This window comes from Stenotrophomonas sp. S41, from assembly GCF_016624625.1.
Classification (GTDB): Bacteria; Pseudomonadota; Gammaproteobacteria; order Xanthomonadales; family Xanthomonadaceae; genus Stenotrophomonas.
The window spans coordinates 1-25,488 of the sequence record NZ_JACVTV010000020.1 but is presented as its reverse complement, the minus strand read 5'-3'; the positions used below and the strand labels follow the sequence as shown (position 1 = coordinate 25,488).

The following is a 25,488-nucleotide window of genomic DNA, read 5'->3' as shown; positions in this document are numbered from 1 at the left end:
TTTTTCAGCAATCGATCGTGAGCGGTCCAGGTGGCACCTCACCGCAGACGAAGAAGGCGGGACAGCTCGGGCAGGTAAAGGTCGATGGCCTCGCATCGAACTCGCCCGAGCGGACGTTTTGAAGCGTCTTGGCCACCCTGTCGCGGGCATTGGTGAGCTGCCGGGGCGTCGGCTCGATCGGGACCACCGTCTGGTCGGCGAGCGAGATGACTTCCACCCTTGCGCTTGGCGCCGCCGCCTTGACTGCAAGGACGAAGGCCAAGTGAGCAGGGTCTTTTTCATCGTCCTTGCGTGCATGCCCCGTGCGCACGCGGCGATAGAGCTGCTGCCCATCAGGCGAGGCCAGGATCTCATCCGGGGTGATAACAATGTGCTCCCCATTCAAGTCAAGCGACAGGGTGACCGAAGGCTGGGCGGCATGCCCCGTGCGACTGGCGACGAAGAACTCGACCATTCCCTGGGCGAGGCCGTGGTAATCAACTGCGTAGCCGTGGTTTCCCAGCCCGGATATCGCAAATGATGAAGCAATCTGCTCGGCGATGAACTCACTTCCCTCTTGCCCGCTTTCAGCGCAAGCCTGAACAGCATTGCGCACTGCATCGTGCATCTGCAAAAAAGGGGTTTGCACGCGCTTCCCGCCAATCTGGAGAAGCCGCATATAGAAGTATCGTCGCGGACAGCGGCCATATAGACCGATGTCGGAATCTGCTACCGTCATCCCTGCGGCGTAAACCATGTCCACAGGATCTTCGGTCGCGCTCTTAGGCGCAGGGCCTGATGGGGTGATTTGCAGACTATTGATCGTGCTCGCTATCCGCTCAATATATGATGACAAGCCCCGCCTGCTACCAGCTGCGTTGACTGAAGCAGCGTAGAAGAACAGCCGATCCCGGGCGCGGGTGATTGCCACATAGAACAAGCACTCCTGTTCCTTTTCATGCTCTCTACGCGGCTCATCATCTGCGCTACCGCGGCACCCTTCTACCATGCCTTCGGGCGGCACGCACCTCGGTGTCTGAAACGCGCGAGGAAGCGTCGATACATTCATGCCAGGCAGGTGCACAACAGGAAATTCAAGTCCCTTGGCGCCATGGATTGTCATGATTCGAACGGCGTCGAGATGTCGCGCAGCAGCAGGCAGCTGCCGAAGGTCTCGATCGTCCCCGAGCCTCACCAGTCGACGGATTCGCTCGAGCGCGCGCGTGATCGGGAGTCCCTGCCCCCGCGGCTGCACGCGGATGAAATTCATAAGCTGCCAGATGCCAATCCCTTTCGCGCGATCTTCGATGGCAACCGATTGATTGAGCTCGGCAGCCAAGCGCGTTCGGTCCAACAGCACGGCCGCGATCACACGCCAAGGGTCAGAATCTGCATCAAACCCGTCTAGCGCCACTGCCACTGCGGTTAGCGCAGCGCGCCCATGATCGCTCATGTCCGGAACATCGGCGGCTGCAGCCCGCCACTGACCCGGCGCCCAGTCGCTTTCACGCGCATGCCGAATAACCCGAGCCACGTCGGCCAGCGACATCGAGAATTGCGGCAGGCAGCCTAGCCTAAGCAGCCCCATCGCCCGGCGATCAACGAGCAAAGAAACAAGCGACAGCATGTCCTTGACTTCACTGCGTTCGAACAAGCTCCCGAGAAAGAGGACAGGAATGCCCAGCTGTTCCAAAGCCCAGCCATGACTGGCGAGCTTCTCATTTCCTGTGCAGAGCACCACCTGGTCTCGATACGCGTATCCCGCAGCCTTCATCTCCTTGATGGCGTCGACGATCGCAACAGGCTCCTGTGGGCCAGTCTCAACCCGGCGCATCTGCGGACAATGTGCGCCTTCCCCTCGCGTCGGCACAAGCCGAGCGCCGTCAGGCGCGGCAATCATATCGGCTGCGAACGTTGAGGCTGCCGTGACAAGCGTGCCAAAAGACCGATAGTTCTCACTGAGGCGTCCGCGCTTGCCCCCGGGGAAATCCTCAGCGCCAAAGCGATCGAGGTTATAGGAAGAGGCACCTCTGAAGCGATAGATCGACTGACGAGCATCCCCGACCGCCCACACGTTCCCTCTCTCACCCGATAGCGCGGTGAGGAGTCGCACGCTGCTTCGATTTACGTCTTGGTACTCATCCACCAAGATGTGGTCATAGGCTCCCTGGAGGGTGTCTCTGACGGCCTTGTTTTCTTCCAAAAGCTGCACAGGCCTGAGGACAAGATCGCCAAAGTCCACTGCTGCCCTTTCCAGCTTCACGCGCTCGTAGAACTCGTAGACTTTCGCAACTTCGACCGCTTTCTCAGCGGCTTGGGCCCTCATTTGATCTCCGCGTGCCGATGCCTGCATCGCATCAGCGAGCACTCGATAGCGGTCTGCGTCGACCGCTTCATCCTTCGCGCGTGAAATTGCCGAAAGAATATCTGCAATGAGATCAGTCGGATCTACCAGATTTCGGTAGTGCACGAGGCCGAGTCTCGGCACTTCGTTCTCGACCATTTCCACACCTTCGGTGCGGTCGAGTAAGCGAGGATCAGATGGCAGCCCCATCTCACGGTGGAAACGGCGGACCAGGTCGAGCCCGAATGCGTGAAAGGTGCCGATCCAGATGGCGGCAGCTGCTTGCGCATCGAGCCGAGCGATTCGCGTCGAAAGCTCACCAGCTGCCTTGTTCGAGAAGGTCAGGACCAGAATGCGTCGCGGATCCACGCCCTTGTGCAGAAGGTGCTCAATTCGCCCCACGAGCGTTCGCGTTTTACCAGTTCCGGGTCCTGCTTCCAGTAGATACGGGCCCTCTTCATGCTCCGCCGCCGCCCGTTGATCCGCGTTGAGTGGACGCTCACCTGGATCGTCTGCCACCTCCTCCGGCACGGCCGGGAGTAGTAAGGCATCCAAAAGCTGCTGCGCAACCACCTCGAAAGGCGCGCCGATCCGATCGGCAATGTCGCTCGCGGTGAGTCGTTGGTCAATGTGCAGCGTCCGCACCCAGGGGCGCGGCAGGAGCAGCTCGCGCGCGAACAGGTCCATCTGCACTTCCCGGCGCTGCCGACGACCGTAGTCAACGACCCGATCAAGTCCAATCGCGGCTGGCTCCACTGGGCGCAGGGCGTCAAATATCGCCGGCTCGTCCTCGGGGCGGTCGTCTCCAAGCTCGGCATGTCCAAGCTCATGGGCAATCAAAAACGCGAAATCGAAATCCGTATCGCACGGCTCGTGAACAATCAGGTCCGCACCTGGGATAAGGGCAGCCCGCGCCCCACCCAGGGTCGCCGCCCCCTTCGCTGCCGCCTCGATATCAAGCATCTTTCGTGCCGCGCACGCATGAACAAGCTCACGCAGATTCCACGGATCAACTCCGGAGGAGGTAAGCTCCGCATGGAGACGCGCAGCCTCGCGCCGACCAAGCTCGATCCCATCCATCTCACAGCTCTTCCTTAAGAAATTCCGCCGCCTGCGCCTCTGAGAGTCCCGCGTCGCGTAGGAGCTGCTCGAAAGGCACCTGCCCCGGATCGAGCGGCTTGTCGTCGGCCTTGGCGTAGCGCACCGCACGCTGAGGCTCTTGGGACAGGTAGGTGCGAAGATCGGACACAGTCGACTGAAGAGCTTCGGCCATGCGTGTGAGGAACCGCCCTGGCACAGAGCTCGCGATCACGCCTCGCTCGACAAATGCAAATATTACTTGGCGCGGCACCCCCAGAGCTTGGGAGAGTTCTCGCTGACGGGCAGGCGACAAGCGCTCCAAAGCGGGCCGTGACGAACGGGACGCCGCGCTTCTGAACTGGGCGAGCACTGCGTCAATCCGCTCCCTATCGGTGCTTGGAAGCTCGCCTTGTTCCACATTCGAAAACTGGTAGATCTCATTGGAGAGATCGATCAGCTCATCGGAGAACTGTGGGTAATCGTTCAGATAACGCTGAAGTGTTGCGGAACCCATCTCCGTTTCCATCGAGAAAGCGTCAAGCACGTCTTCGAGGGTAGCCTCAGGCCTGGTCATACCTCCCCCTCCGGGCTCAATAGACCCCTGAGCTTCGCAAAGGCACGGTCGCGTATGTTCCGAATTCCCTTCTCTGAGCGCCCCGTTATGCGCGTCATGGTGGTGATGCTCGGATCTTTCGAGTCAATCGGAACGTCGTTTCGCCACATCTCAACAATCCTCTTTTCCAAGGGCTTCAGCTTCTCCATTGCTGCTGGGAGGCGCGACCGGTAAATTTCATCTTGGAGCAGATCAGGATTAAAAGGATCAAACACACCGATCGCGAGCTCGACCTCGGCCCTGAGCTCTCCTTCATCCTCGTCATAGAGTTCCTCCTGCCGCCCGATTGAACGACGCGACCGCCGCTTCGCGGTCAGGCTGAGCTTTGCAATGCTCTGGGAAAACGAAATTTCGTAGTAATCGAGCCGCTCGTCGTAATCGTTCGCCTCACCGATGAGCATCGCGACGAACGTGTCGTGGACCTGCTCGGCCTGGTCGCTGCGAGATAGGGACGCGGTCTTCCCATCCAGATTGAGTACTCGCGGCAACCTGCGTCGCAACCGTTCCAACAGCACGGCCAGCAGCGGCTCGCAAAGCGCGTGATTCTGTGCCGCCCACTCCCGGCGCACGAAGGCGAGCACGCACTCGACCGGAACAGCCCCCGCTTCCTTCTCCGGAACTCGACACCGCTCGATCAGCTCCTGCGAGGGAAGCTGATCGAGCGTATCGAGCTGAGTTTGAATATCGGGGAAGCGAGTATAGAGTATGCCCTCACGCGATCTCTTCCGAAGCGGCCTGATCAAGGTGACCCCCCTGCGGTCAGCTGAGTGCATTACTTCAATGCGATATTTATGAAGAATCCTACTGTGATGGTGTACCTCAGAAAACCATCTTTCTGACGCCGACATCAGCCCTATCTTTACATGAAGTCCGCCTCGCATGTAAGCGACGGCGCTACGCCACGCGGGTGGTCGCTCCCCGTTGACGTGCCTGATCTATCAAGTGCGACATTTGCCACCGGGATGCGAGTCTTCTGTTCGAGCCTAGCTGTATGAAGGACGCCCGCCCTTCACTTCTCCGAGTTTCTAACGGACCCCGCGTGTCGCAGAATCCCGGCCGCCACTAATCGAGTGGGCGGAATCGCTCTCCTTCCTGTCGACGATGGCCGCGTTTGGGCCCCAAGTCAACGCCCCCCTACCCCCGATAAATCTTCCTAATCTTGAGCCTTCAGAGGTTAGCTTCAATGTACCTATCGGTTGCAGCCGCCAGGTCTTGAATGAAGCGGATGTGCTTCCTAAGATCTTCTCGGGTGACTGCGTGTGCCGATGCTTGTCCGCCCACAGGTCGGAGCGAACGATGCGCAATATCTCCACGCTTTTTGGCAATCGCGCTTAGGTGTTTTTTAGCACGGACCTGATCGTAGTTGTTCCAGGCCCACCCTTCGAATACATTTATCCGCAAGTACTTCTCAAAGAGTCGCCCGACACGGTCGGGTGTCGGAGTGTGGAAGTACCTTAAATCGTTCTGGAGCGAGTCGAGATAAAATTCCTGAATCCTTCCGCCAGAGCCGTCCCTTCCCACGACCTGCCCCACGGCCTCACTGATGCGATCTTCTATGTAGGTCTCAAGTGCCGCGAGGGCCATAACTAGGCTTGCGCGCTTCAGCACCTCAGCACTGTCGGGTGGTGGCTGCGAATTTATAGTGTCAAAATGTGCAAGCAGATCTACGGCATCCTGAATTACATGGTTGAAGCTCTGTAGTGCTTGAGACGCCATTTGCTAAGTCCATTTGGCTGACGAAAGAATGTGAAGCGAGATTCGCTGCCCCTGACAAGCAGCGCTGGCGCACTGGGCCGCGACGTCACAGCCTTACCCTGGGGCAGCTGTAGGACTGCTTGTAGGCCTAGACTGGCCTGCTCCGCTGACTGTGGTTAGTCCTTATTTGAAAGGCGCGATACGAGTTCTTTTCGGGTAGAACAGATCACGTCGTGGGTGCAATTCGCCTGACTATGGAAATAGAATCCAACCCCCACGGCGGCGGCAAGTCCTACAATTCCTAGGATGACCGAGGCTTCCGGAAATCGGAGTGACGCAAGAATCGTCGCTCCGAGCAGAAAGGCCGGCGCAGCCCACATCATGGCGAGCTCAAAGTAGAGCGTCGTGGCGAGCCTACTCATGTAGCGATACCCAACCGGCTCCTTATCTAGGACTTGGGATAGATAGGTATACCAGTTCTCCGAAACCTGATGCGCCTCCTCCTTGCTGTTGTCCCACTTGACCTCAAGCTTCGTCCCTTGCGCCTCGAAAAACGTACCGGCTACGATTGCGGCAGAGAAGATCAGGGCATGCCCGAGGGTGGAGTTTGAGTCGAAGCCAAGAGTTGCCTTAGTGTGCTGGACGAGCGCGAGCAACCAAGGGGTGATTGCGATCAGGCCTGGCACCAAAATGCCGAGGACCGTCCGGGTAAGCGTAAATGGCATAGTTCCCTCGGTGAATGCTAATCGATCCGCCCTGTCGGTAGACCCAGCACGCTCAACTTCCAGTCCAAGTTTGAGTGGTATCAACTGTGCGTCATCGAGGCGTCGCGTTCAAGTGTGGCCTACAACCTTCATGACGAGCTGGTATTGCAGCCGGGCGCGTGGTTCAGCGCGCCGCCGAGCAGTAGACAAGTGAGCAGTAGTAGACCTCGTGAGCATGAAGCGCAGCTTGGTTGGGCTCCCCAATTTCCACCCTCCCGGATCCCCCAGCGCCAACAATGATCGCGCTGCGGCGGCCTCCCGAGCAAGGGCTCGTGTCGCCTTTGCCGCCTTAGCCTGTCCGCGGCGGGCTCAATCGGCACGCACTTATCAGCTGCGCAGTCCCTAGGCTATTGCGCCTTCCGGTGTGTACACCTGTCCGCGAGTCCCAGAGTCATTGGGCCAGCTTAGGAGTTACCGGGGCAGCTGGGCTCCGGACAGAATCAGCCTCTGTGAAGGAAGGAGCCACCCCCTAGCCTCGATAAACATCCCTAATCCCTTGGCCCCGCAGATGTCCGCTTCCGGCCAGAAGCGGACATCCGTCCTGCCTACAGAAGGCTTCCAGATCACCATTCGATCCCAATAGCTACTTTCGGCTGGGTTAGGACGTGTGCCGTGGTTCCTTCCTTATGAGAGGTCGCTGCGACCCCAGCGCGTCCATCACCCGCGCAGATGCAGCCGCCGCTGCTGCGTCTAGGCGCTGGGCTTGCTGCCGTTGCTCACGAGTGGGGCGCAGGCCCGGGAGCGGCTCTCGCGGCTCGATCGATGTGCTATCTGTCAGGCGGGCCACGGCCTCTCTCAACGGCAGGCCCGGGTACAGCCTGACGGCGCACCAACGCTCGGCGAAGCGCTTGCCCTGGAGGATGCTGGCGACTGGGGCGTTCTTGGTCTGCCACATCTTCAGGGCGTTCAGATGGAGACGGTAAGCACCCTTGCTGGCCGGGGTGACACTGGCCACCTCGCGCCCGTTCCACCACAGTGCCCAACGCTCGCCCATCTGCACCCACCCGGATGGGATGGGAGAGGTGCGGAAGCCTTGGTAGCCAATAGAAGGAAGCATGCCGATCAGCTTACGTTTGCGCGTCGCACGGCTTGCGACGCCGTCAGACCGTCAAATGCGGAGACACGATGATCGAGAGGTGATCCACGGCCGAGATCCTTCCATGCAGGTTCTCGCCAGCCCGAGCGAAACCCGTCCAGTCCGAGATCGCGACCTTTCCTAACGCCATTTGATCTACACGGATACAGTGCATCGACCAGAAAGGGAACTGGCGACGTCCCACTCTCCCCCGGTTAAGTTCGATCACGTTCTCGTGAGATGTCGCCCCATACACGCGCTGCAGCGCTATCCCAAGCCCATCCTCCGGACCTTCGATGTACTGCAAGAACCTGGCGCCATCAAACAGAAGCACCCCGGTTACGCCGGCCTGCAGGTTGAAGGCAGCGGCGTCCGCGACTATCTGATCGACCTTGCGGGGATCGGTATCGGGCGCCTCACTGACATATGCCACCGCGCGAATAGGCATGGCCCGACCTGGATTGAATAGACTTCAAGCATACGAAGGCCAGCGTTGCCCGTACGTGACAGCCAGCTACCTGAATACGCAAAACTAAGGGGCCGTAGCCGTCGCCTGAAAAAGCACGCAGCCAAGAATCCGGGCTACTAATTCAAACGCCACCGAGGTCTTGGATGGACGCGTGCCCCTGGCGAAGCGCTGCGACCAAGAGCCTGCCTCCTGCAACCTGCCGCCCGCTCTTCCTGTTCAACCACTCAGCCTGAAGGCGACCCGCCTCCAGTACATTTTCCGGATCAAAGCTGTCCTTCCTACCCCGCAACGGATCTCCCGGCGAAGCCAGACCACCAACCAAAGGTTGCACTCGCGTGGGCTCCCCGCTGACGCTTTTGGCATATGCGGTGGCCACCATACGACCCGCCTGGGAGGACCATCCGCCTAGGACGAGCTCAGTTCCTATCGCCTCTGCAGCCATCCCTGCTTCACGGGCGGCCTTTTCGTAGGCCGGCCACAGCTTGTCAACGACCAGCCCCAGCTCTCTGCCAAGCTGCTCCATGGTGAAGTCCGCACGGAAGCTAGCCTGCAACGCCAGCTCATAGATTCGGAGGAAGAACTGCGCGCTCCCCCGAGTCGCCAGAACCAGGTTGTGCTGGGGGATCAGTAGCAGCTTTGCCCCCGCTGAGGGCGCCCCGGTGAGCGCGTCCTTAGCCAAAGTGTCGACCGCAACAAGAAGCTGGTCAGCGCGTAGCAGAACATTGAGGATGCTCAAAGCTCGGGTCCATATGGGGCCAACCTACTATTGCCGTTATTCCACTCACTGTCGATGGAGGCTCACATGGACACACCCTGCGTCACCAGCACCCATGCCGGCGTTGAAGCAGAACTTGCCGCCCACCTAGGGTACATCAAGGCACTTGAGTACGGCCTCCGGGCGGCAATTGCCGCACACCCAGCCGCAGGAGCAATGTCGCTTCTGTGGGCGCAGATGCTGCCTGAGATCTCGGATCGCCATGCTTCGACGGGTCACGTTGACTTCAATGAGGCTCTGCAACGTGGTCTGAGGACGGTTGGTGCGCAGATCAACGAAGCGGCTGGGATCGTGCCCTCCGATCCTGTGACCTAGTTGGAGGGAATGCTGTCCAAGGGAACCCGCCCAACTGATGAGCGCGTATGGAGTGTCCGCTTCCGGCCAGAAGCGGTCTCCTGCCCTACCCCCGATAACGCGCCCTAATCGCGGGGCGCTGTCCTTGCCGGCGCGGTTGCGCGCCTACAAGAGCCCCAGCGTTCTGCAGGCGTAGCTGGGCGACCACTTGGGTAGTAGAGGACTAAGCTGGAATGGAGTACGCAGTAAGATGAACTAGACGAGGCATTTGCTTTGCTCGCCTCGTAGGTGCTGGCGGATGTCGCCGTGTGTGCCCTGCCTGTCAGCCGTGGCCACCTAGCTGAGCCGGTGGATCCTGCGCATTATGGCGCGGTGCGACTCAATTTGCTGCCGCAGAACAGCGCCATGATCGCAGTGGCTGAGTGCCCTAAGATCAGGATGGCGAAAGTGTATCGGGCAGGTGTAGAAGGCGCCTGGCTGCATCAAGGCCCAATGCGGGGGTGCGCCGACACCGTCGATGAGTGCCAGCTTTCCGGTGCCACTGAACTCTTCCCGAATCTCCGCCATGGCCTCAACCCAGTGTTCAAATGAGCTAACAAAGTTCAGCTGGGCCGCGCCGAGGCTAGGAAGCCTGATCTCTGCATTTCTCTCTCCTGGTTGGCCGAGACGCAGGTACTCCGGCATTTCCTTTAGCGAGCGCTTCCATTGCAGCTGCCAGAGCGCAAAGCCTTGCCCAAGACAGCACAGATCTGGCTGGATGCGCACCTCCGGGTTCAACCCACGCCCCAGCGCCCCAATCGTCACGGCGGCGTATCTAGCGCAAAAGCCGTGGCCGCGCAGGACGGTTCGTCGAAGGTGGCGGGATACGTCCCTCAGCAGCATGATGTAGGGACGGACAACCTGCTCGGCCATTGAATGCCCCATACAGCAGTTCAATGGTCTTGATAGAGAGGATGTTGGGAGTAATCGAAAGCTACTCGGTGCTGGCACCAACGCGGCGCCGACGCGAAGGTTGGGGTTCAGTCGCAGCGCATGCCAGTACAGGCCGGCATGCACATTCTTCGACAGACCGCTCCATAGGTCGACCGCATTGCCCGTCCCTGGCCGCTGGTACCCCTTGTTCAGCTCTTCCGCCTCCAGTTGCCATGACTCCAGCTCATCGAGGATGAACGTGTCCCAGGCCGTGCGGGCTCGCGCACGGGGCTCAAAGGTGTCCGCGCCGAGCATGATTGCACCGCAGTGGGCACAGACGAAGCCTTGGGAGGACTGTCCCTTAGTATCAAGGCTGCCCCCACAAGTCGGGCAACCGGTACGGAGCCGCTTGAGGTGAACGATGCAAGATCGAAATCGATAGTCCTGCTGATACCGGTAGTGCATTCCACAGCGAATACAGACAGGGCAATAGCGCAGATCTTCAGAATGTAGCCATCTGTGCTTCTCGGATAGCAGATCGGAGACGTGGATGAGCTCGGACTGGTCAGCTCCTGAATCACCAACGCGTGCGTCCGGCAGAAGAACCGCTCTACCTATCAGGTTGAATCGCCACGAACGCTGCGTCGGCAACCAAGTGGCGCGGGAGCAGTTGAACCACTCGACTGCTTGAATAATAGACCACGACGAGCAGTGCCTATCAATGAAGGATGGGCTCCATGCAATCATATCTAAACTCGCCGCTCAGACCGCCCGCGCCTAGCGGCGGAGGCGATGATAGGCGGGACGCGCGTGCGGTAGTCGGAGTCAACGATTGCCTTCTCCCACGCCGGGCGGGAAAGAGAAAAGTCATCCGCGTCTCCGGTTTCCGCCTCCAGCCCGACTAGCATCAGCGCCTCGGCTACCCACTGCATGCTGACACCTTCTCTGTCGATGACTCCGCCAGAGTGCGCACGAAAGGCTTCGAATAGGTCACTTGCACAGTTCGACAATCGAAATCCGTGCTTGAAGGCGCGCGGCCATAGGTACTGCGTGTAGGACCATCCAGATCCAGCTGGATACTCCGTCTCCTCGTCACAACAGTGTAGGCAAACCCTAAGATCTGCCGCATCCTGCAGACTTCTAAACTCATTGAGCCGAGACATGAACCTCGCGGTAAGGTCCGGCATCTGGACTCTAAGACGGTCATGCATGTCGCGCAACTGACTCTGACCGAACAGCACAACTGTGACCTTGATGTCGCGCACAGTGAGCCAGTTGACCAAGCGCTTGAGCCAGCCTAGCTCCTTGGAATGCAGGTTCTGCGCCTCATCGATTACGAAGAAGAGATGTCGCCCCGCAATTGCTAAGGAATAGAGCGCCCTTTCCAGCTGACTTCGCTTGCCCGTCAGGGATCTCTCGATGCGTGACTCATATCCAATCTCAGAGAGCAGGTCCTCGATCAACGCTCCCTCGGCTGGGACTTCCTTTGAGGATGGCTCGTAAACAATGAATCCACAGCCTGGAAACTGCATTGGTGCCAGCTTGCGCAGCGCCGTTATGCACGAGGATTTTCCAGAGAGTGGGTGTGCCCAGAAGGCAACCGATGATCTCGCACGCAATGCCTTATCGAAGACAAGTGCTGCCGCTTCTCTTACCGGGGGCGTTGCAAGTACTGCGTTGGCCCGCAGAAGTGGGTGGCCGGAAAGGAGGTCGGCATAAGTGGCATAGATGGCGGCTGTCGTGTCATATGTGTTCATCGAAGCCTCACTCTTTTCCAACCACGCTGAAGTCAATATTGAGTGGCTTTCGGATTCGTTCCGCGAGCTGCTTTGTGGATGGCCTAACCGATGGTTGCCTGCCAGCCGACATGGCACTTGAGCTGTACCCTTTACGCTGTTCTTCGGCAACAATTGATGCAGCCAATGTGATCTTGGGTGACTTCTCGTTAGCCTGAAGAGCGTCCTGCTCCAAGTCTAAGAGGGCATCTTTGATCGGGTCTTGGTCCATCTGATCGTGAGCGTATTTGATCTTCTGTTTCAGAAGTCGACGCATCTCTAGCGAATGCGGATGTCTCCAACGAGAGGACGTGGGTGTCAAGTGACCCAGGTCCGCGCCGTCAACGGAATAGGCGTGAACCACGGATACGTCGTACGGATCAACGTGTATTCTGACTTTCTGCCCTACGAGGTCCCATCGGGCGGCAAGCTTTGGAGACGAGTACTCCACCCACGCGTACTCGATGCCAGGTGCCCTGCCCCTCTTTTGGCTTCCGTGCACGGTGGGGAGCGTTATCACTGTCCGCATGGGCATCGAGATTGGGCGTGGCGGGCAGACCGGTGATATCACTCCATCAGTCTTTGAGTAGTAGTCCAGCATCTGGCTGTTGGGGCTACATCCATAATTGGCCTCTGTTGACCTGTTGTTCCAGCGCCTTACGGCCCGCTCCATCGCCTCCGCCAGCCCGCTAAACGTCACCTTCTTGTTGACCGCGTGGTATTCCGGTTTGACTCGCCGTGTATCAACGGGGTTGTTTCCAGTGGTCGCGCGGGAGCAGTGAAAGACCTCTCCGGCCATCCAGCTGAAGACGTGCTCAACCAAGGAGCGGCGTTCCGGGCGACGCACTGCGCCAAAGCTGACTGATGCGCCTGCATGCCGGCGGAGCTTATCGCATACCGAATCCGACAGGTGTGGCAGGGCGTTGTCAATGAAAAGACTGTCAAAGCCTACTCTAAAGGCGTCAGCTTCGTCCGCCCCAGGACTTAGACACATGCGCATTGCCGTCCTGACATCTGACGAAAGGCACTGGCCGTCGATAGCCTTATCCATGCACTCGAGGAAGTCCGTGCTAGCAATCTGGCGCCTGACTACGAAGTCCCACGCAAGGATGCAGCTTGTAAACCTATCTACGATGACAATAAGAGTCAGCCGCTTGCAGGGAACGTACTTGATACCTTTCGGAGTATCTATGCCGATCGAAAAAATGATGTGGGCCTCGTGTTCGTCAGCCTCTACTATCTCCAGGGGCGCCTTGGCCTCGATCTTTTCGAGCGGTGACTTTCCTCGCTTGGAGCGATCTCTGCTGGCCTCGCCAAATTGCAGTAGCGCAACTCTCTGATGATTGTTCTCAAAGAAGGATTTTACGTACCGACCCACACTATTCCTGCCCGTACGCTCGACGCAGAATGGCCAATCCGATGTCCCTACTCCTACCTCCTCACAGAGCTTCAAGAAGACCTGGTGAGCACCGCGCTGGGTCACCCTCCCTTGATCGGTTCCCCATGGATCGACGCCAGTCGCGAGGTACTTTTCCAACGCAGCTCTAACCGCTGGATATGAGGATAAGAGATGTTCTAGGGCCCCTGTGTAGCCACCGCGCGACAACTGCGGCATTGATTTCAGAGGGCTGCTACGGGTTGGCGGCTTAGTTCGAATGCCCTTTACCAGTCCGATCCAGCCAGCAACAGCGCCGTCATCCATTAGGCGTACGCAGCGGTTCAGGTAGAGAACAATCTGATGGCATTGATACCCATACCGGGACTCAATCTCAGATACTGCGGCACCGCCGAGATAGGAGCCCACCGCGTCACGCCTGCGCTGCCACACCGTCAGTTCCTCCGGAGCTAACGCACTCACATCGAAGTGCGGCCAGGTGGTCGTATCGGCTAGCTCGGCGGGAAGAGTGCGACGGTTGTACCTAATGACGGTCGCCATTGGGAAGCCTCGCGAGTCGGGTGTGCATGCACCAGGGCGCGCTGTCCATATTGGACGTAATTAGACGCCTGCGGAGCGCGTAGATCGCCGCCCCAAGCACTAGCGAAGGATGCTGCGGGTTTAGATCGCGCACAAGCGCGCCAATGCTCGTCGTGGCGCGTAAGCGAACATACGTTTCTACCTCGCCGACTATTGACGTCAGGTCCATATCCGCGCAGCGATCATAGGCCGCGATTGCCGCCCTCCAGTTCCTGATGCGCAACGAAGTCGCCAACAGATCTCCAGCCGAAACTGAGATTGCTGAACAACCACATGAGCTCCGCAGTGCAGTGATGTTCGCCAGCGCCTTGGTGGAGCCGTCATCCAGTACTCGCGCCTGTGTTGATCCATCCTGGAGGACAACCAAGGCATCAGCGACCGCCTCCGTACCAGTGTCGGAAAGGTCCAAGGCAGCACCGGCGTACTGGGCGCTTAGAACCGCTGGATCGCCTTCGCATTGATAAAAAAGGAGCATGCGCATATCGCCACTTAGCGTTACTGCACGATCTGCCAAGGGCGACTTGAGATTCCACAGGTTGGCAGAGTTGCTGGTGCGTGCCTGCCGCACGCCCAGCTTTTGTCTTCGCGCTCGTGTCGCCAAGCTCATATCAATAGCTCCAGTCCAGGAAGAGCTCTGGCAAGGGTTACTACTAACAATGAAGTACGGGGCGACGGACTCACCATGGAGCAAAACAGGAAACACAACTTCGGCGGCCGCCGTGCAGAGCACGACACTACTACCATCAGTCTGTGCTGGCAATCGACAACAAAAATCAGGTCGGAAGTACAAAAATAGTTTGGGTTTCCGAATAAAGTACAAACCTAGTTGAATGAGGTTGCACGTTCATACTGTTTCGCAATATGAGTTTGAATTGCTAAATTGTTGATTTGCCAATTGGCCGTGGATACATGTTTAGTTGGCCCGTCAGCCGCCCCACTTTGTTGGACAGCGGGCGTCATGCTCGCACAGCGAACTTTTGCCGCCGATTGACTGGGCAATGTTGGACGCTGTAGCTGTCGACCGTAGTCCAACGGGTGCATATGCTGTCCAAGGGTCGCAAGATCAATCCAGTAAAGAGTCCGTGCGAGCTGCCCAACATCAGGATATTGTTGGGCAGCTCAGTCAGACGCAAGCGAGGCTCGGCTGCCGGCGCGCACGCCGAGCTCGAGGTCATGCTGGCGAATTGTGATGCCACTGTGGAAGGGCTTCGTAGTCGTGCCGTGCCCTGCTCCTCTTTTGGCTTTGCCAGTGATGGGTGCTGCCGCAGTAAGGTCGCCGGCAGGGATTAGCGCGTCCCGCGGATATCTTTGTGAAAATCTTTGAAAGATCATCAGTTTTACAGATATTTGAGGCGCCATTTGACGACGTTCGATCTAACTAGAATTGGCTGGAAGGCATTTCAAGATTTGGCTGTCGCAGTCGCGGCGGAGATCCTGGGCCGACCAGTCCAGACTTTCCTGGGATCCAACGATGGAGGTCGCGACGGCGCATTTTTGGGGGTGTGGGCTGGCGATAATGGCCAGCCTGTGAAATCGACGATCCAGTGCAAGTTCACGGCTAAGCCGGGCGCTAACCTGACGCTGGCTAACGTGAGAAATGAACTCCCAAAGGCTGAGCGACTCGTCAAGGAAGGGCTCGCTGAGGATTATGTGATCCTCACCAATGCCGGTGTGTCGGGTGAGGCGGACAAGGAGATCTGTGCTGCATTTGAGGGAGTTGGTGTAAAACGGTGCCAAGTCTTTGGTGGATCGTGGATTGAGCAGTAACTTAATGAGAGCGTACGACTGCGCATGCTAGTGCCTCGGATCTACGGAGTTGGCGACCTTTCTCATATAATCACTGGCCATGCTTACAAACAGGCAAAGTCGATTCTTGACAGCATGGGGTCTGACTTGAGCTGCTTTGTGCCGACCGATGCCTATCGGGACGCAGTTAAAGCTCTTCAAGAGCACGGGTTTGTAATGCTGCTTGGTGATCCGGCCTCGGGGAAATCGACGATTGCAGCAATTCTTGCTCTTGGGGCACTCGATGACGGGTGCATCGGTGCTGTGAAGATCAACGCTCCGGACCAGTTGCATCTTTGGCATCCTGGTGAAAAGCAGCTGCTGTGGGTTGACGATGCCTTCGGGCCCAACCACTTCGATGTCGATCGAATGAGTAGGTGGAATGCCGAGCTCGGCACGGTCCGCGCTGCGATCGAAGGAGGGGCGCGTGTTGTCTTTACTTCCCGAAATTACATATGGGAGGCAGCCCGGCCTCATCTAAAGATGAGTGCGTTCCCCTTATTTAAGGAGAGCCAGGTTGTAGTGAACGTACAAGACCTCAGTGAAAATGAGCGCGCGCAGATGCTCTACAATCACGTGCGCCGAATTCAATCTCAGCCAATGCGCCAACGGTTGAAGGCTTTTCTGCCTGCGGTCGCTACAAATAAGTCGTTTCTGCCAGAGACTGCTCGGCGACTCGGCGATCCGCTGTTCACCGCTAAGCTGAATCTAACCGCTGGTAGAATGAAGGAGCTTGTCGAAAGGCCTCTTGAGTTCCTGACAGAAGTGCTTGAGCAGCTCGATGCGCCATCTTTAGGTGCAGTGGCGTTGATATTCCTTCACGGTGAAGGTGGGGTGCTTTCACCCATCGGGCAACATCCGTCACTGGTAATGGTCACGCGACTACTGGGCGTACAACCGGGGGCAGTTGCGAAGGCGATGGAATATTTGAATGATAGCCTAACTCGGCGGATCTGCGCCGACGATGGGGATCGCTGGGTGTTTCGGCATCCGACGGTGGCCGATGCGTTTGCAGAGATCGTAGCGCGCTCTCCAGAGTGGGTGGAGTTCTACGTGCATGGCGCCAAAACCGATCGGCTAGTTCAGGAAGTGGTGTGTGCGCCGTTGGCCACAGAGCATGCGCGTGTTCGTGTCCCCTCCTCCCTTTTTTTGGTGCTCTCGTCGCGATTCCAAGATCACGTTCTTGATGAAAAATTTAAGTCGTTTCTTGGTGCTCGCGCAGGCGGTGCATTCCTTAGCGAAATTGTCGCGGCACGACCGGACATCCTCGAGTGGGCGACAACCATTCGGGCCTCTAGCATTTCGCTGAGTAGCCTACTGCTTCTGACAGCCCTAAATTCCTACGGCCTTCTTCCCGAGGATTCTCGCAGTCGAATTGTTGAAGATTTGAGCCACGATGCGATTGCGTGGATGAAGCCCGATGTTTTTACAAGCAAGATATATCGGCAAATTTTTACAGATGAAGAGTTTAATGTGCTTTTCGCGCGTTTCCGCGCAGAATGGCTAGGTGATCTAGATAACTTATTTGACGTGCTCCGCAGCAGATTTACATCCACCAGTGAGATCGATCTATTTGAGGGGTTTAAGGAAAATATGGAAAGAGCTGAGCCCTATTTCTTTCCGGACGGGCGTACAGAGTCTCTCACTAATTTCCATGCCGAAATTGATGCGCATATAAGCACACTTGAAGATGAGGCGCCCCCCATGGCACCTTCGGCATGGTCAACGCAGGCGACGACATCTGCAAGCATCTCTGCCACTTCCTCCACAATGGACAGCAGCAAAATCTTCGACGATGTCGATGACTGAGGTTGGACGCGCCGCTATTCGGTGAGTATTTGTGCTTACGCTTCTTCGCGTGCTGGCTGGTAAGCGCCGGGGAGGTTCCGAGCGACGCTACGGATGAGTTGCTAGTTGGCTTGCCGGAATCCACCGTCATGCGCCTACGAGCTAGCCTGGTGATTTTCGAGAGCCTGCTAGAGATGGCGCCGAGCGCCAAGCCAACTGCTTCTGCGAGGTCAGCGAAAATACAGAGAGTTTGTTGCAGGACGCCTGGGCGAATGAAGAACAACGCAATGAACAGCACGAAGATCGTGAAGCCTTGGCATCGTCCGCCACGTCTATCGGTGGCCGCTGCAGCGTGCGCGTTAGGAGTCGCGCCATGCCCCCCCCACACGCACTCCTCTAGGAAGCTCCCTCTTTCGGCCCCTGCCGGTTCCCCAGCAGTCTTCGGTCATCCTGCGCGGCGTCGGAGCCAGTTTGGCATCTGGTGGGCTGCTTGCGGCCGCAGTCGCCCGCCAGAATGGCGACCTGGGCTAGTGCATTGGCGATTGGCTTATTAAGGGTCAGGCCATGGCAGGCGCCCAACCCTTTGCACCTATTCGTTCGGCACGCCAAATGAAACCTGGGAGTGGTCAACTTCGTGTCAAGAGCGCAGTAACCGCCTCGGCGGTCAGAGCCATGGCAGGGGTTTCAGCTCTTGAGGCAGAAGGCCTAAGCTCGAGACATGGCCTGTGTCAAAAATATTGGCCCGCGAGTGATGCAGTGCAGAAACTTTCGAACCAAGCGCCTGGCCTGCTTGGCATTCGGCGCAAGGCAGGCCGCGAGTCGTCTTCTTGATTGGTCAAAACCGTTTTTCGCCGCATACGATTGGGCATCACCGGCATGGCGTGTGGTCCAAGGCCCGGGCACGCGGCGCCTGGAGGAGTGGTGATCGCACGTGGTGGGGGTGTTGGCGCCACCGCTGCAGGCCCACCGCAGGGCGCCATCGGCTGCCGGCTCGATAGCTGTCGTGCCGCAGTACACTCGGATGGGGCACCATGTGCGCGGAGTTCGCACTGAAGGAGGGGGATGGATCCATCTGGTTTCATGCACCAACACTACGTCGGACACGCCTTCGAGCGTTTGTGACGGAGCGCCATGTCGCCGTCGGAGAGGTCATCGTCTGGCAGCGTCGCGCCGACCTCGACCAGTACGGTGTCAGGCAGCAGGTTGACGTCCACATCGTTCAGCGATCCTGCTTCCCCTCCTCCCCCTTCACTGCAAGCTTCCCTGCACCTCGGGCAGTCCTTGGTGCAACGCTGGAGGGGTGGACGCCGAACAGGGGGCTGATCTGAAACTCAAAAGCGCGTCTTGAAGGCCCGTGCAGGTTCACCTATATGGCATTCTGAGGCGCGATACGTTGGCATCGGCACACAACTACGAGAACAGGGGAGTTCGGTAATGGAGCGTACGTCGCAAGGGGCGCTGTGGAGAGTATGGGACTTCCACTGCCATACGCCGGCATCGTATCAATGGAGTGGCTCGCCCAACTTGCGTGGAGCGGTTGGCGAGGCTAGGCGGGCGATCGTCAAACAGACGGTCCTTTCACTGAAGAATGCTGAGCCAGATGTCTTTGTGATCATGGACTACTGGACATTCGACGGTTACCTGGCGGTAGCTGATTACGTGCGCGAGAACCCAGAAGAGCTGCCGAACAAGCAGGTCTTTCCCGGCATCGAACTGCGTGTCGAAAGCTCGCTGGACAAGCGGCTCAATGTGCACTTGGTCATCGATCCCGCGGTGGAGCGGCAGGTCCTCCAGGACGTTTTGAATGATCTCAAGGTGAGCCTTCGAGCCGGCGAACGAGGGCTGAGTGAGGCATGTCTGATTCAGTACGCTCGGGAGCTGAGCGCCGACAAACTCTCCCCTCACGGCTTCGATGTCGCACGTGTAGCCCAAGATGCTGAGTACGCTCTGTTGGTCGGTTGGCAAACCGCAATGGTGACCCCTCAGTCTCTGTCCAAGGCACTGGAGACGCTGGGTTCGCGCGGACTACTCTTGATGCCCTGGGACACCTATGGCGGCCTTAAAGACATCAAGTCGGGGCCGCACTATGCGGAGGTCAGGCGCCACATGACGGCCGCGAGCATCTTCGAGTGCAAGGATCAGGGCAATCGCGACGCCTTTCATGGCGTCAGGTCGGCTGCCAATGAGAAGTACTTTGATGCGTTCTGGGAAGCGCTGGGGTCGAGTCCGCGCTTGTGTGTGCGCGGCACCGATGCCCACAGGCATGCAGACTACGGCGTGTTTCCCAATGGCATGAAGACGTGGATCAAGGCTGAGCCAACCTTCCAAGGAATGTGCCACGCTATCAAGGAGCCTTCGTTCCGTTCCTACATCGGTGACATTCCGCCCAAACTGGCGAAGGTAAGAGACAACGGCCGCCTCTTCATGAAACGATTGACGGTCACGCGCAAGGCCTCGGCTACGCTCGCCGAGGCCTGGTTTGACGGTACGGACATTGAGCTGAATCCGGATCTGGTTGCGATTATCGGGAACAAGGGCTCAGGCAAGAGTGGCTTGGCGGAAGTCTTGGCCTTGGCCGGAAATTCCAAAGCCCATGAATACTTCACCTTCCTAATTGATGACCGTTTTAAGAGCGGGGCCACTCAACGAGCCGCAGCATTTGATGCAGCGTTGACCTGGTGTAACGACGACGTCGGGGAAGTGTCGTTGGATCACCGGTTCAAAGAGGACCAGCCTGAACGCGTGAAGTACATCTCGCAGGACTACTTTGAGATGCTCTGCAACGATCACATCAGCGGACAGTCCGATCAGTTCAGTGCAGAGATTCGGCAAGTGCTTTTCTCGCACTTGGACAGCGCTGACAAGGGCTCGCACGCCGGTTTGGATGAGTACCTCGCGGACAAGGAGCGCCCCACATTGGAGCGCATAAGCGCGCACCGAGTTGCACTCGGTGAGATCAATCGCGCACTCGCTGATCTAGAGCGGCAAGCAAGCGCAGGCCACCTCAATGAACTTAGGGAGCGCCTGGCATCCAAGGAACTCGAACTCGGCGATCACAACGCCAAGATGCCCGCCGAGGTGCTGAAACCTGAAGCTGGTGGGGATGAAGCATCCCCGGAAGGCGAGCGGTTGAAGGCCATTGCCGAGGAGTTAGCGGCTACAGAGTCGACGCGCCAAAACTCCGAGGCAACCAGGCGCATGCTTTCGTCACGCCGCACAAAGGTTGTCAGCGTGGCGCAGCGCTTGGACGACCATGTCACATTGGCCGCACAGCTAGGGGCGAGCCTAGAAAAGGAGCTGGCAGAAGTGGCTGTCGACATCCGGCCGCTGATCACCGTTGAAGTGAAATCAGGGCTTCTGCGGGAAGTGGCGGCAGAGGATGCGCTTCACATTGACCAGCTTGTTAATCGCGAGCTGGAGCATCAAGCCGTGCGCCAGAGACTGGAAGCCGAGCAGAAGCAGCTTCAGGAGAAGCTCGACGGCCCCTCCAAGGCGTACCAGGAGTACCTCACCGTTCGCGCGACATGGGACCGCGTTCGCGCCCAGATCGTTGGCACGGATGGTCAGACAGACACCGTGGCGTTCTACAGGGCCAGACTTGCAGAGCTATCCACCCTGCCCGACCGCTGCAAAGGACTGCAGGACAAACAAGATGAGATTGTGCGCCAGATCCATAAAGAGCTCCTCTCAATTGCGGATTCGCGCCGACCGCTCTTCGATGGGGTTGAGGAGATTGTAAGGTCAGTGCCTGGTGTAGCTGAAGAGCTCAAAGTAGCGTTCCAGAGCGCCCTATTCTTTGATCGAGCTGCATTTTTCGATAGCTTCTTCGGCCAGGTAAAGCAGAACACGGGCGGCTTCCGTGGCGAGGTGGAAGGCGCATCGAAACTCAATGGACTCCTCCGCTCGATAGACTTCAATGACACGGAGAGCGTTGTTGCTGGGCTCCGATCCGTTCGCAGCGAGATCACGCAGAATGGCGACAACGAGCTGCCGTTGCAGCCGATCCTGCGAGCAAAGGCTGATGTGGAGGACTTCTATGACTCCCTGTTCGACCTTCGGAATTTGGAGGCAAAATTCTCTCTGAGCTTGGCGGGCACGAGCATCCAGCAAATGTCGCCAGGACAGCGAGGTGCGCTGCTACTGATCTTCTACCTTCTGGTCGACACTGATCCCACCCCTCTGATCCTGGATCAGCCAGAGGAAAACCTCGACAACCAAACGGTCTATTCGATATTGGTTCCGATCATCCAGCGGGCCAAGGAGACTCGTCAAATTGTGATGGTCACCCACAATGCCAACTTGGCCGTCTGCTGTGATGCTGAGCAGATCATCCATGCGGAGTTTGATCGCGCTGCCGGTTTTGCAATGCGTTATCAAAGCGGTGCGATTGAGAGCATGGAATTGAATAGGTCGGTACTCAACGTTCTTGAGGGAACTACTCCCGCATTTGTGAATCGGCAGGCAAAGTACCTGCATTGATAGAGGCGCCGACGCTCCTTCGCGAGCGTCGGCTGCACTGGATATGGAAAATAGCGCGATGGTTAGGCGGGCTTATGATCAATTAGCGCCCGGCTGATTGCCCTGCCTCTGGACAATTTGTAGCGGTCTAGTTGACCACTGTTTGAACGTGCTTCATTACCCTTGCAGACAGAGCAAAGAGATCTTTTGCGTTTATCTGGTGCTTCTCGGAGATGTCAAATACGTCAACGGCGTTGTCTAAGCGCTTTGATCCAGGGTCGGGGTAACGACCAGCCCAGACTACAAAATGCGAAAGCCCCTTCAGGATTGCTTTGTCCTTCTCGTCAAGATCGGGGATGAAGCTGGCAAGCTCTCCCAGCTGGTGGTGGAAGTGTTCCTTCTCTCGCCTTGTAAATTCTTCAGCTCCGAGTCTAAGCAGGATCATTGCTTTCAGGCACACTTCAAGGCTGTAGCCAACAATCATCAGCGCCACTGCGTGGTACTGGCTGTGACATATTGTTCTGAGCTCTTGAGGGAAGCTATCTAAGCTCGGTGGATTCCTAACTAACTGAACCGCAGCCTCAGACAGTGCATGGGCATGGCTAAGCCAAAGGATGGGGTTCTTTAAATCAGAGATGGTTGGCGGCTTGGAAATGTCTATCGGGAAACCATTTGCTGTTGCGAGCAACCCCCATTTGTGCCAGGCAAGTGCGCTGTATCCGAAAGGATCGGCTGCGAATCCACCTGGGTTTGGCTGTAGAGAATCTTTCATGGACAGTTAGCGCCTGAACTGGGCCACGCCGCTAGGCGGCATAGGCTTGAGTTGGTGGTTAGAAGACGGCCGGTTGCTCATAAGCGGCAGCCAGTTGCCGATCTTGCTTGAGGCAGGCACGGAGCAAGCATAGCGACGAGCGAACAAGCTTCTCATCCCGTCCGGGCGGTGAGTGGGGGGTGTGCTTGCCGCCATGAAATAGGTTATTGCGAACTCTACAGGCCGCATCCAATGCAGTACCGATGGATCCTGGCCCTCCACGCAGCAAAACGTTTTGATCCCACTGATCCGGCGCCACTTGAACGTGAGGAGGCTCCGCCGTGAGGTACTGAACGGCCTCAAAAAGCTCCGGGTCAGCGTCGTCAAGAACCGTAGCGTTGGCATGCGAAAAGTAGCGATCCCAATCGGCTGCGGCACGACCACGACGATTTACATAGTAGTACCCTGAATCTTTGAGTGCGAACTCGAAGCGTGAGAACACTGCGAAAAAATCGCATGCGAGCCGCGCTGGCATTTGCAACCCATCAAATGGCGACATATAGGCCCCGCCCCCAAACTATATGATATCCGAATCAATGATTCTGGTTATGCGACTTATCTTTGCGCACCATAGGTGGCTTCCCCCCCCTTGACGCGCTTCGATATTAGGGTGTGCGGGCCCGGCTAACAAGCCGGCACATAGCCGGACCAAGTAGCAGGCAGGGTGTGAGTTCCGGCGGATATCCTTTTCCGGGCGGAGGCAGTCCTCTCCTATCTCCAACAAATATGCCTTATCGTCGGCCTGAGTTGAGAAGCTTGGCCCAGTGAATCGCCATGAGCCATCCATCGAACTGATCGTTCGGTGGGGAGTTGCCGCGCGCCACGAGTGCTTGCGGCAGGCACATGAGGCTTCCTGCGCCCGGCAGGCGCAGTGAATTGGCTAATCTTTGAGCGGAACTACGCTTGAGCCCTTTCGCGCGATTTCGAGCGATGTAACGTCGCTGGCCGGGAAAAGCGCTGTCGCCTTCTTCGCGTGGTCCCACAACGCATAAGTATCACCGAGGCGTCCGATCAAGACCAGGTCGCCACGCGTGCCGGCTTCAGTGCGCAGGATGGAGGTGTAGGGTTGGCCCCCTGTAGTGATTTCCCCCGCCCGCTTCTCGCCGAGCCAGCTTGAAACAACCGACACGTAGACCATCACTACCAGCGAGTAGATCATCCACGGCGAATCCTTGATGGCGCGGGGTACCACGGGCGAAAGTTGGACCGCCAGTGCGCAGCCAATGGTCAAGATCATCCCAATCAGCGCGACCCATGCTTCTGCCCACCAGATGAGGCCAGCAAGCGTACCGAAGAAGGCTATCGGAACCACCCATGCGCGAGCCCCGCCCTTCGCGGTCTCGCCCGTCAGCCGTGCCTCAATCCAGCTGGCGAACAGCATGCCAACAACCAAGAGAAACAGCACAAAAGCCATCGCGGCCAACCCGGCCAGAGCCAGTTCTCCCACAGCGACAAACTGGAACGGGTCCAGACCGAAGTGCCCCCAAAAGGCCTTCAGGTACAAGGCGCCTTGAACCAGTCCAAATGTGGCCAGAGCCGACCCCCAACCTGCGAACGTGGCCAAGGTGTAATCCTTCTCTGCGCGTTCCATGCATCGCCTCGTTGTTCCGCTTCTCAGCGTCAGTTGACCCAATTGTGTCGCATTACACCCGCTCGGAGATGGCTGCGCGCCATCCATTGCGATGCAACGCCGTTGCAGCACAGTCGGTCACTTTCCTTTGTGGGACGGGCGTCTTGCCTAACCTTCCCCCTATGCGACAATGCCAAAAGCGTCAGGGTAATTGGCAGATTTGACCCCTACCCCTTGGCATGCCTCGCAACCGGGCGTAATCCTAACCACGCCACCGAAAACGGGTGGTCGGGCTTCGAAACCCCGGTTGTATGCTGAAGTAAACGCTTGCCAGCCGGCATCACCCTGTGTGGTGCCGGCTGGCAATCCGTCGGCCGGCTATGGCGGGCGGTGCGTGGAGGCCTTGTGCCTGCCGGTTTAGCGTACGCCGGGTTTCGAACCACGCATCGTCCGCCACCTTTTTTTGGTGGCGGCTTCTGCCTGCACGTTAGGAGCCACGCCATGACCAAGCCCTACTCCCCTGCCCCCACGCCCATCCAGGAAGCGCCCTCTTCCGCGCCGCGCCTGGATCCCAACAGCCTCATCGCCATCCTGCACAGCATCGGTGCTGGTGCGGCGTCCGACGGTCAGCCCTGGCCCGAGCGAAACCTGCTGCGTGGCCGGCAGATGGCCCTGGCTGACGCCGACTGCGCCTTGGCGGGCCAGCGCGTTATCCACGAGATCCTGCTGGCGGCCGAGCGCGCCCGCCAGAATGGCGACCCAGACCAGTACGTGGGGGATCGAGTGATGGAGGGTCTGGCCATGGCCTGCCTTGCGCTGACGGTCTTCATCCAGGAACGTGTGCGGCCGGCGGCCTGACGTGGCTGATCGCAAATTCTGGAGCAGTCGAGCAAGCTCGACTCTACTTGGGGTCGCGCTGCTGCTGCCTTCGATGTTGGTTGAGGCTGGACCTGCGCCCGCGCAGGTTCAGACCTTTGAGGTGCTGCAGCCGCGGCAGTTTGAGATTCTGCGTAGCCACGCGCAGGCATTCGTTAGCGCCAAGGAATATGCGGGGTTTGCGCTGGATGCGGACGAGACGTCAGGCGCCTGGTTCCATATCCGTTACCAGGGGCGCGCGGTGATGGCGGTGGAGAACACGCCGGCCGGGCTGGTCGTCGGCCTGCCGGCGGGCGTAGACCTGCTGGCGCCGGATGTCCTGCGGCTGCGGGATGAGTTCCGGATCTGGCTGGAGCATGGCGAGCGCTGAGGGGCCGAGGAGCAGTCGAGCAAGCTCGACTCTTGTGTCTTGGAATGACGCCCTGATCAGGCACAATTCCCCCGGTGACC

At 58.2% G+C, this 25,488-nt stretch carries 18 protein-coding genes and 1 pseudogene; 6 read left to right on the top strand and 13 right to left on the bottom strand.

What is annotated here, in order from left to right; translation table 11 throughout:
• Nucleotides 1-4: 4 nt before the first annotated feature.
• The 8 genes and pseudogenes from IAE56_RS06785 to IAE56_RS06755 all read right to left on the bottom strand — a co-directional run bounded on the left by IAE56_RS06785 (nt 5) and on the right by IAE56_RS06755 (nt 8,755).
• A complete protein-coding gene (locus tag IAE56_RS06785; RefSeq protein WP_200751964.1) occupies nt 5-3,403 on the bottom strand; it encodes an ATP-dependent helicase in 3,399 nt (1,132 codons plus the stop codon).
• 1 nt (nt 3,404) lies between these two features.
• Nucleotides 3,405-3,977, bottom strand: a complete 573-nt coding sequence (locus IAE56_RS06780) for a hypothetical protein (RefSeq protein ID WP_200751963.1) — start codon at nt 3,975-3,977, stop codon at nt 3,405-3,407.
• Nucleotides 3,974-4,759: a hypothetical protein gene (locus IAE56_RS06775; protein WP_200751962.1), complete on the bottom strand. Its 786-nt coding sequence runs from the start codon at nt 4,757-4,759 to the stop codon at nt 3,974-3,976. The genes IAE56_RS06780 and IAE56_RS06775 overlap by 4 nt, the downstream gene beginning before the upstream one ends.
• 424 nt (nt 4,760-5,183) lie before the next feature.
• Nucleotides 5,184-5,732: a HEPN domain-containing protein gene (locus IAE56_RS06770; RefSeq protein ID WP_200751961.1), complete on the bottom strand. Its 549-nt coding sequence runs from the start codon at nt 5,730-5,732 to the stop codon at nt 5,184-5,186.
• A gap of 155 nt (nt 5,733-5,887) precedes the next feature.
• Nucleotides 5,888-6,436, bottom strand: a complete 549-nt coding sequence (locus tag IAE56_RS06765; protein ID WP_200751960.1) for a hypothetical protein — start codon at nt 6,434-6,436, stop codon at nt 5,888-5,890.
• Nucleotides 6,437-7,121: 685 nt separating this feature from the next.
• A pseudogene (locus IAE56_RS21105) lies at nt 7,122-7,532 on the bottom strand (hypothetical protein); the annotation flags it as partial.
• A 43-nt stretch (nt 7,533-7,575) separates the two neighbouring features.
• Nucleotides 7,576-7,998, bottom strand: a complete 423-nt coding sequence (locus IAE56_RS06760) for a BLUF domain-containing protein (RefSeq protein ID WP_200751959.1) — start codon at nt 7,996-7,998, stop codon at nt 7,576-7,578.
• A gap of 142 nt (nt 7,999-8,140) precedes the next feature.
• Entirely contained in the window at nt 8,141-8,755 is a 615-nt protein-coding gene (locus IAE56_RS06755; protein ID WP_200751958.1) for a hypothetical protein, read from the bottom strand.
• Nucleotides 8,756-8,821: 66 nt separating this feature from the next.
• Here IAE56_RS06755 and IAE56_RS06750 point away from each other — a divergent pair, with 66 nt between their 5' ends.
• Nucleotides 8,822-9,109, top strand: coding sequence for a hypothetical protein (locus tag IAE56_RS06750; protein WP_234455935.1), 288 nt, complete (start codon nt 8,822-8,824; stop codon nt 9,107-9,109).
• A 315-nt stretch (nt 9,110-9,424) separates the two neighbouring features.
• Here IAE56_RS06750 and IAE56_RS06745 read toward each other — a convergent pair whose 3' ends face one another.
• From IAE56_RS06745 to IAE56_RS06735, 3 genes are all read right to left on the bottom strand, one after another.
• On the bottom strand, nt 9,425-10,315 hold the full coding sequence (locus tag IAE56_RS06745) for a hypothetical protein (protein WP_200751956.1): 891 nt from the start codon (nt 10,313-10,315) through the stop codon (nt 9,425-9,427).
• A 434-nt stretch (nt 10,316-10,749) separates the two neighbouring features.
• Nucleotides 10,750-11,757: an AAA family ATPase gene (locus IAE56_RS06740; RefSeq protein WP_200751955.1), complete on the bottom strand. Its 1,008-nt coding sequence runs from the start codon at nt 11,755-11,757 to the stop codon at nt 10,750-10,752.
• Between the two features lie 7 nt (nt 11,758-11,764).
• A complete protein-coding gene (locus IAE56_RS06735) occupies nt 11,765-13,711 on the bottom strand; it encodes a Mu transposase C-terminal domain-containing protein (RefSeq protein ID WP_200751954.1) in 1,947 nt (648 codons plus the stop codon).
• A gap of 1,398 nt (nt 13,712-15,109) precedes the next feature.
• On the opposite strand from IAE56_RS06735, the gene IAE56_RS06730 reads away from it, so the two are divergent.
• The 3 genes from IAE56_RS06730 to IAE56_RS06720 all read left to right on the top strand — a co-directional run bounded on the left by IAE56_RS06730 (nt 15,110) and on the right by IAE56_RS06720 (nt 21,802).
• Nucleotides 15,110-15,517 carry a hypothetical protein gene (locus IAE56_RS06730; protein WP_200751953.1) on the top strand — a complete coding sequence of 136 codons (408 nt, stop codon included), beginning with the start codon at nt 15,110-15,112 and terminating at the stop codon, nt 15,515-15,517.
• A gap of 138 nt (nt 15,518-15,655) precedes the next feature.
• Nucleotides 15,656-17,344, top strand: coding sequence for a hypothetical protein (locus tag IAE56_RS06725; RefSeq protein WP_200751952.1), 1,689 nt, complete (start codon nt 15,656-15,658; stop codon nt 17,342-17,344).
• A gap of 1,413 nt (nt 17,345-18,757) precedes the next feature.
• Nucleotides 18,758-21,802 (top strand): TrlF family AAA-like ATPase, encoded by a 3,045-nt coding sequence (locus IAE56_RS06720; RefSeq protein ID WP_200751951.1) that lies wholly within the window; start codon nt 18,758-18,760, stop codon nt 21,800-21,802.
• 127 nt (nt 21,803-21,929) lie between these two features.
• Here IAE56_RS06720 and IAE56_RS06715 read toward each other — a convergent pair whose 3' ends face one another.
• Together IAE56_RS06715 and IAE56_RS06710 are read right to left on the bottom strand one after the other, a co-directional pair.
• The gene (locus tag IAE56_RS06715) at nt 21,930-22,553 is read right to left on the bottom strand and encodes a hypothetical protein (protein ID WP_200751950.1); all 624 of its coding nucleotides are present in this window, start codon (nt 22,551-22,553) and stop codon (nt 21,930-21,932) included.
• A 919-nt stretch (nt 22,554-23,472) separates the two neighbouring features.
• The gene (locus IAE56_RS06710) at nt 23,473-24,183 is read right to left on the bottom strand and encodes a hypothetical protein (protein WP_200751949.1); all 711 of its coding nucleotides are present in this window, start codon (nt 24,181-24,183) and stop codon (nt 23,473-23,475) included.
• A 480-nt stretch (nt 24,184-24,663) separates the two neighbouring features.
• On the opposite strand from IAE56_RS06710, the gene IAE56_RS06705 reads away from it, so the two are divergent.
• Together IAE56_RS06705 and IAE56_RS06700 are read left to right on the top strand one after the other, a co-directional pair.
• Complete coding sequence (locus IAE56_RS06705) at nt 24,664-25,020, top strand: hypothetical protein (RefSeq protein WP_200751948.1); 357 nt, start codon at nt 24,664-24,666, stop codon at nt 25,018-25,020.
• Between the two features lies 1 nt (nt 25,021).
• Entirely contained in the window at nt 25,022-25,408 is a 387-nt protein-coding gene (locus IAE56_RS06700; protein WP_200751947.1) for a hypothetical protein, read from the top strand.
• The last annotated feature ends 80 nt before the right edge of the window (nt 25,409-25,488 follow it).

What these genes read in the sequence shown, in the direction of transcription:
- IAE56_RS06785 (WP_200751964.1), bottom strand. Translation starts at nt 3,403, where the DNA reads ATGGATGGGATCGAGCTTGGTCGGCGCGAGGCTGCGCGTCTCCATGCG.
- IAE56_RS06780 (WP_200751963.1), bottom strand. Translation starts at nt 3,977, where the DNA reads ATGACCAGGCCTGAGGCTACCCTCGAAGACGTGCTTGACGCTTTCTCG.
- IAE56_RS06770 (WP_200751961.1), bottom strand. Translation starts at nt 5,732, where the DNA reads ATGGCGTCTCAAGCACTACAGAGCTTCAACCATGTAATTCAGGATGCC.
- IAE56_RS06765 (WP_200751960.1), bottom strand. Translation starts at nt 6,436, where the DNA reads ATGCCATTTACGCTTACCCGGACGGTCCTCGGCATTTTGGTGCCAGGC.
- IAE56_RS06760 (WP_200751959.1), bottom strand. Translation starts at nt 7,998, where the DNA reads ATGCCTATTCGCGCGGTGGCATATGTCAGTGAGGCGCCCGATACCGAT.
- IAE56_RS06750 (WP_234455935.1), top strand. Translation starts at nt 8,822, where the DNA reads ATGGACACACCCTGCGTCACCAGCACCCATGCCGGCGTTGAAGCAGAA.
- IAE56_RS06745 (WP_200751956.1), bottom strand. Translation starts at nt 10,315, where the DNA reads ATGCTCGGCGCGGACACCTTTGAGCCCCGTGCGCGAGCCCGCACGGCC.
- IAE56_RS06740 (WP_200751955.1), bottom strand. Translation starts at nt 11,757, where the DNA reads ATGAACACATATGACACGACAGCCGCCATCTATGCCACTTATGCCGAC.
- IAE56_RS06735 (WP_200751954.1), bottom strand. Translation starts at nt 13,711, where the DNA reads ATGGCGACCGTCATTAGGTACAACCGTCGCACTCTTCCCGCCGAGCTA.
- IAE56_RS06720 (WP_200751951.1), top strand. Translation starts at nt 18,758, where the DNA reads ATGGAGCGTACGTCGCAAGGGGCGCTGTGGAGAGTATGGGACTTCCAC.
- IAE56_RS06715 (WP_200751950.1), bottom strand. Translation starts at nt 22,553, where the DNA reads ATGAAAGATTCTCTACAGCCAAACCCAGGTGGATTCGCAGCCGATCCT.
- IAE56_RS06710 (WP_200751949.1), bottom strand. Translation starts at nt 24,183, where the DNA reads ATGGAACGCGCAGAGAAGGATTACACCTTGGCCACGTTCGCAGGTTGG.
- IAE56_RS06705 (WP_200751948.1), top strand. Translation starts at nt 24,664, where the DNA reads ATGACCAAGCCCTACTCCCCTGCCCCCACGCCCATCCAGGAAGCGCCC.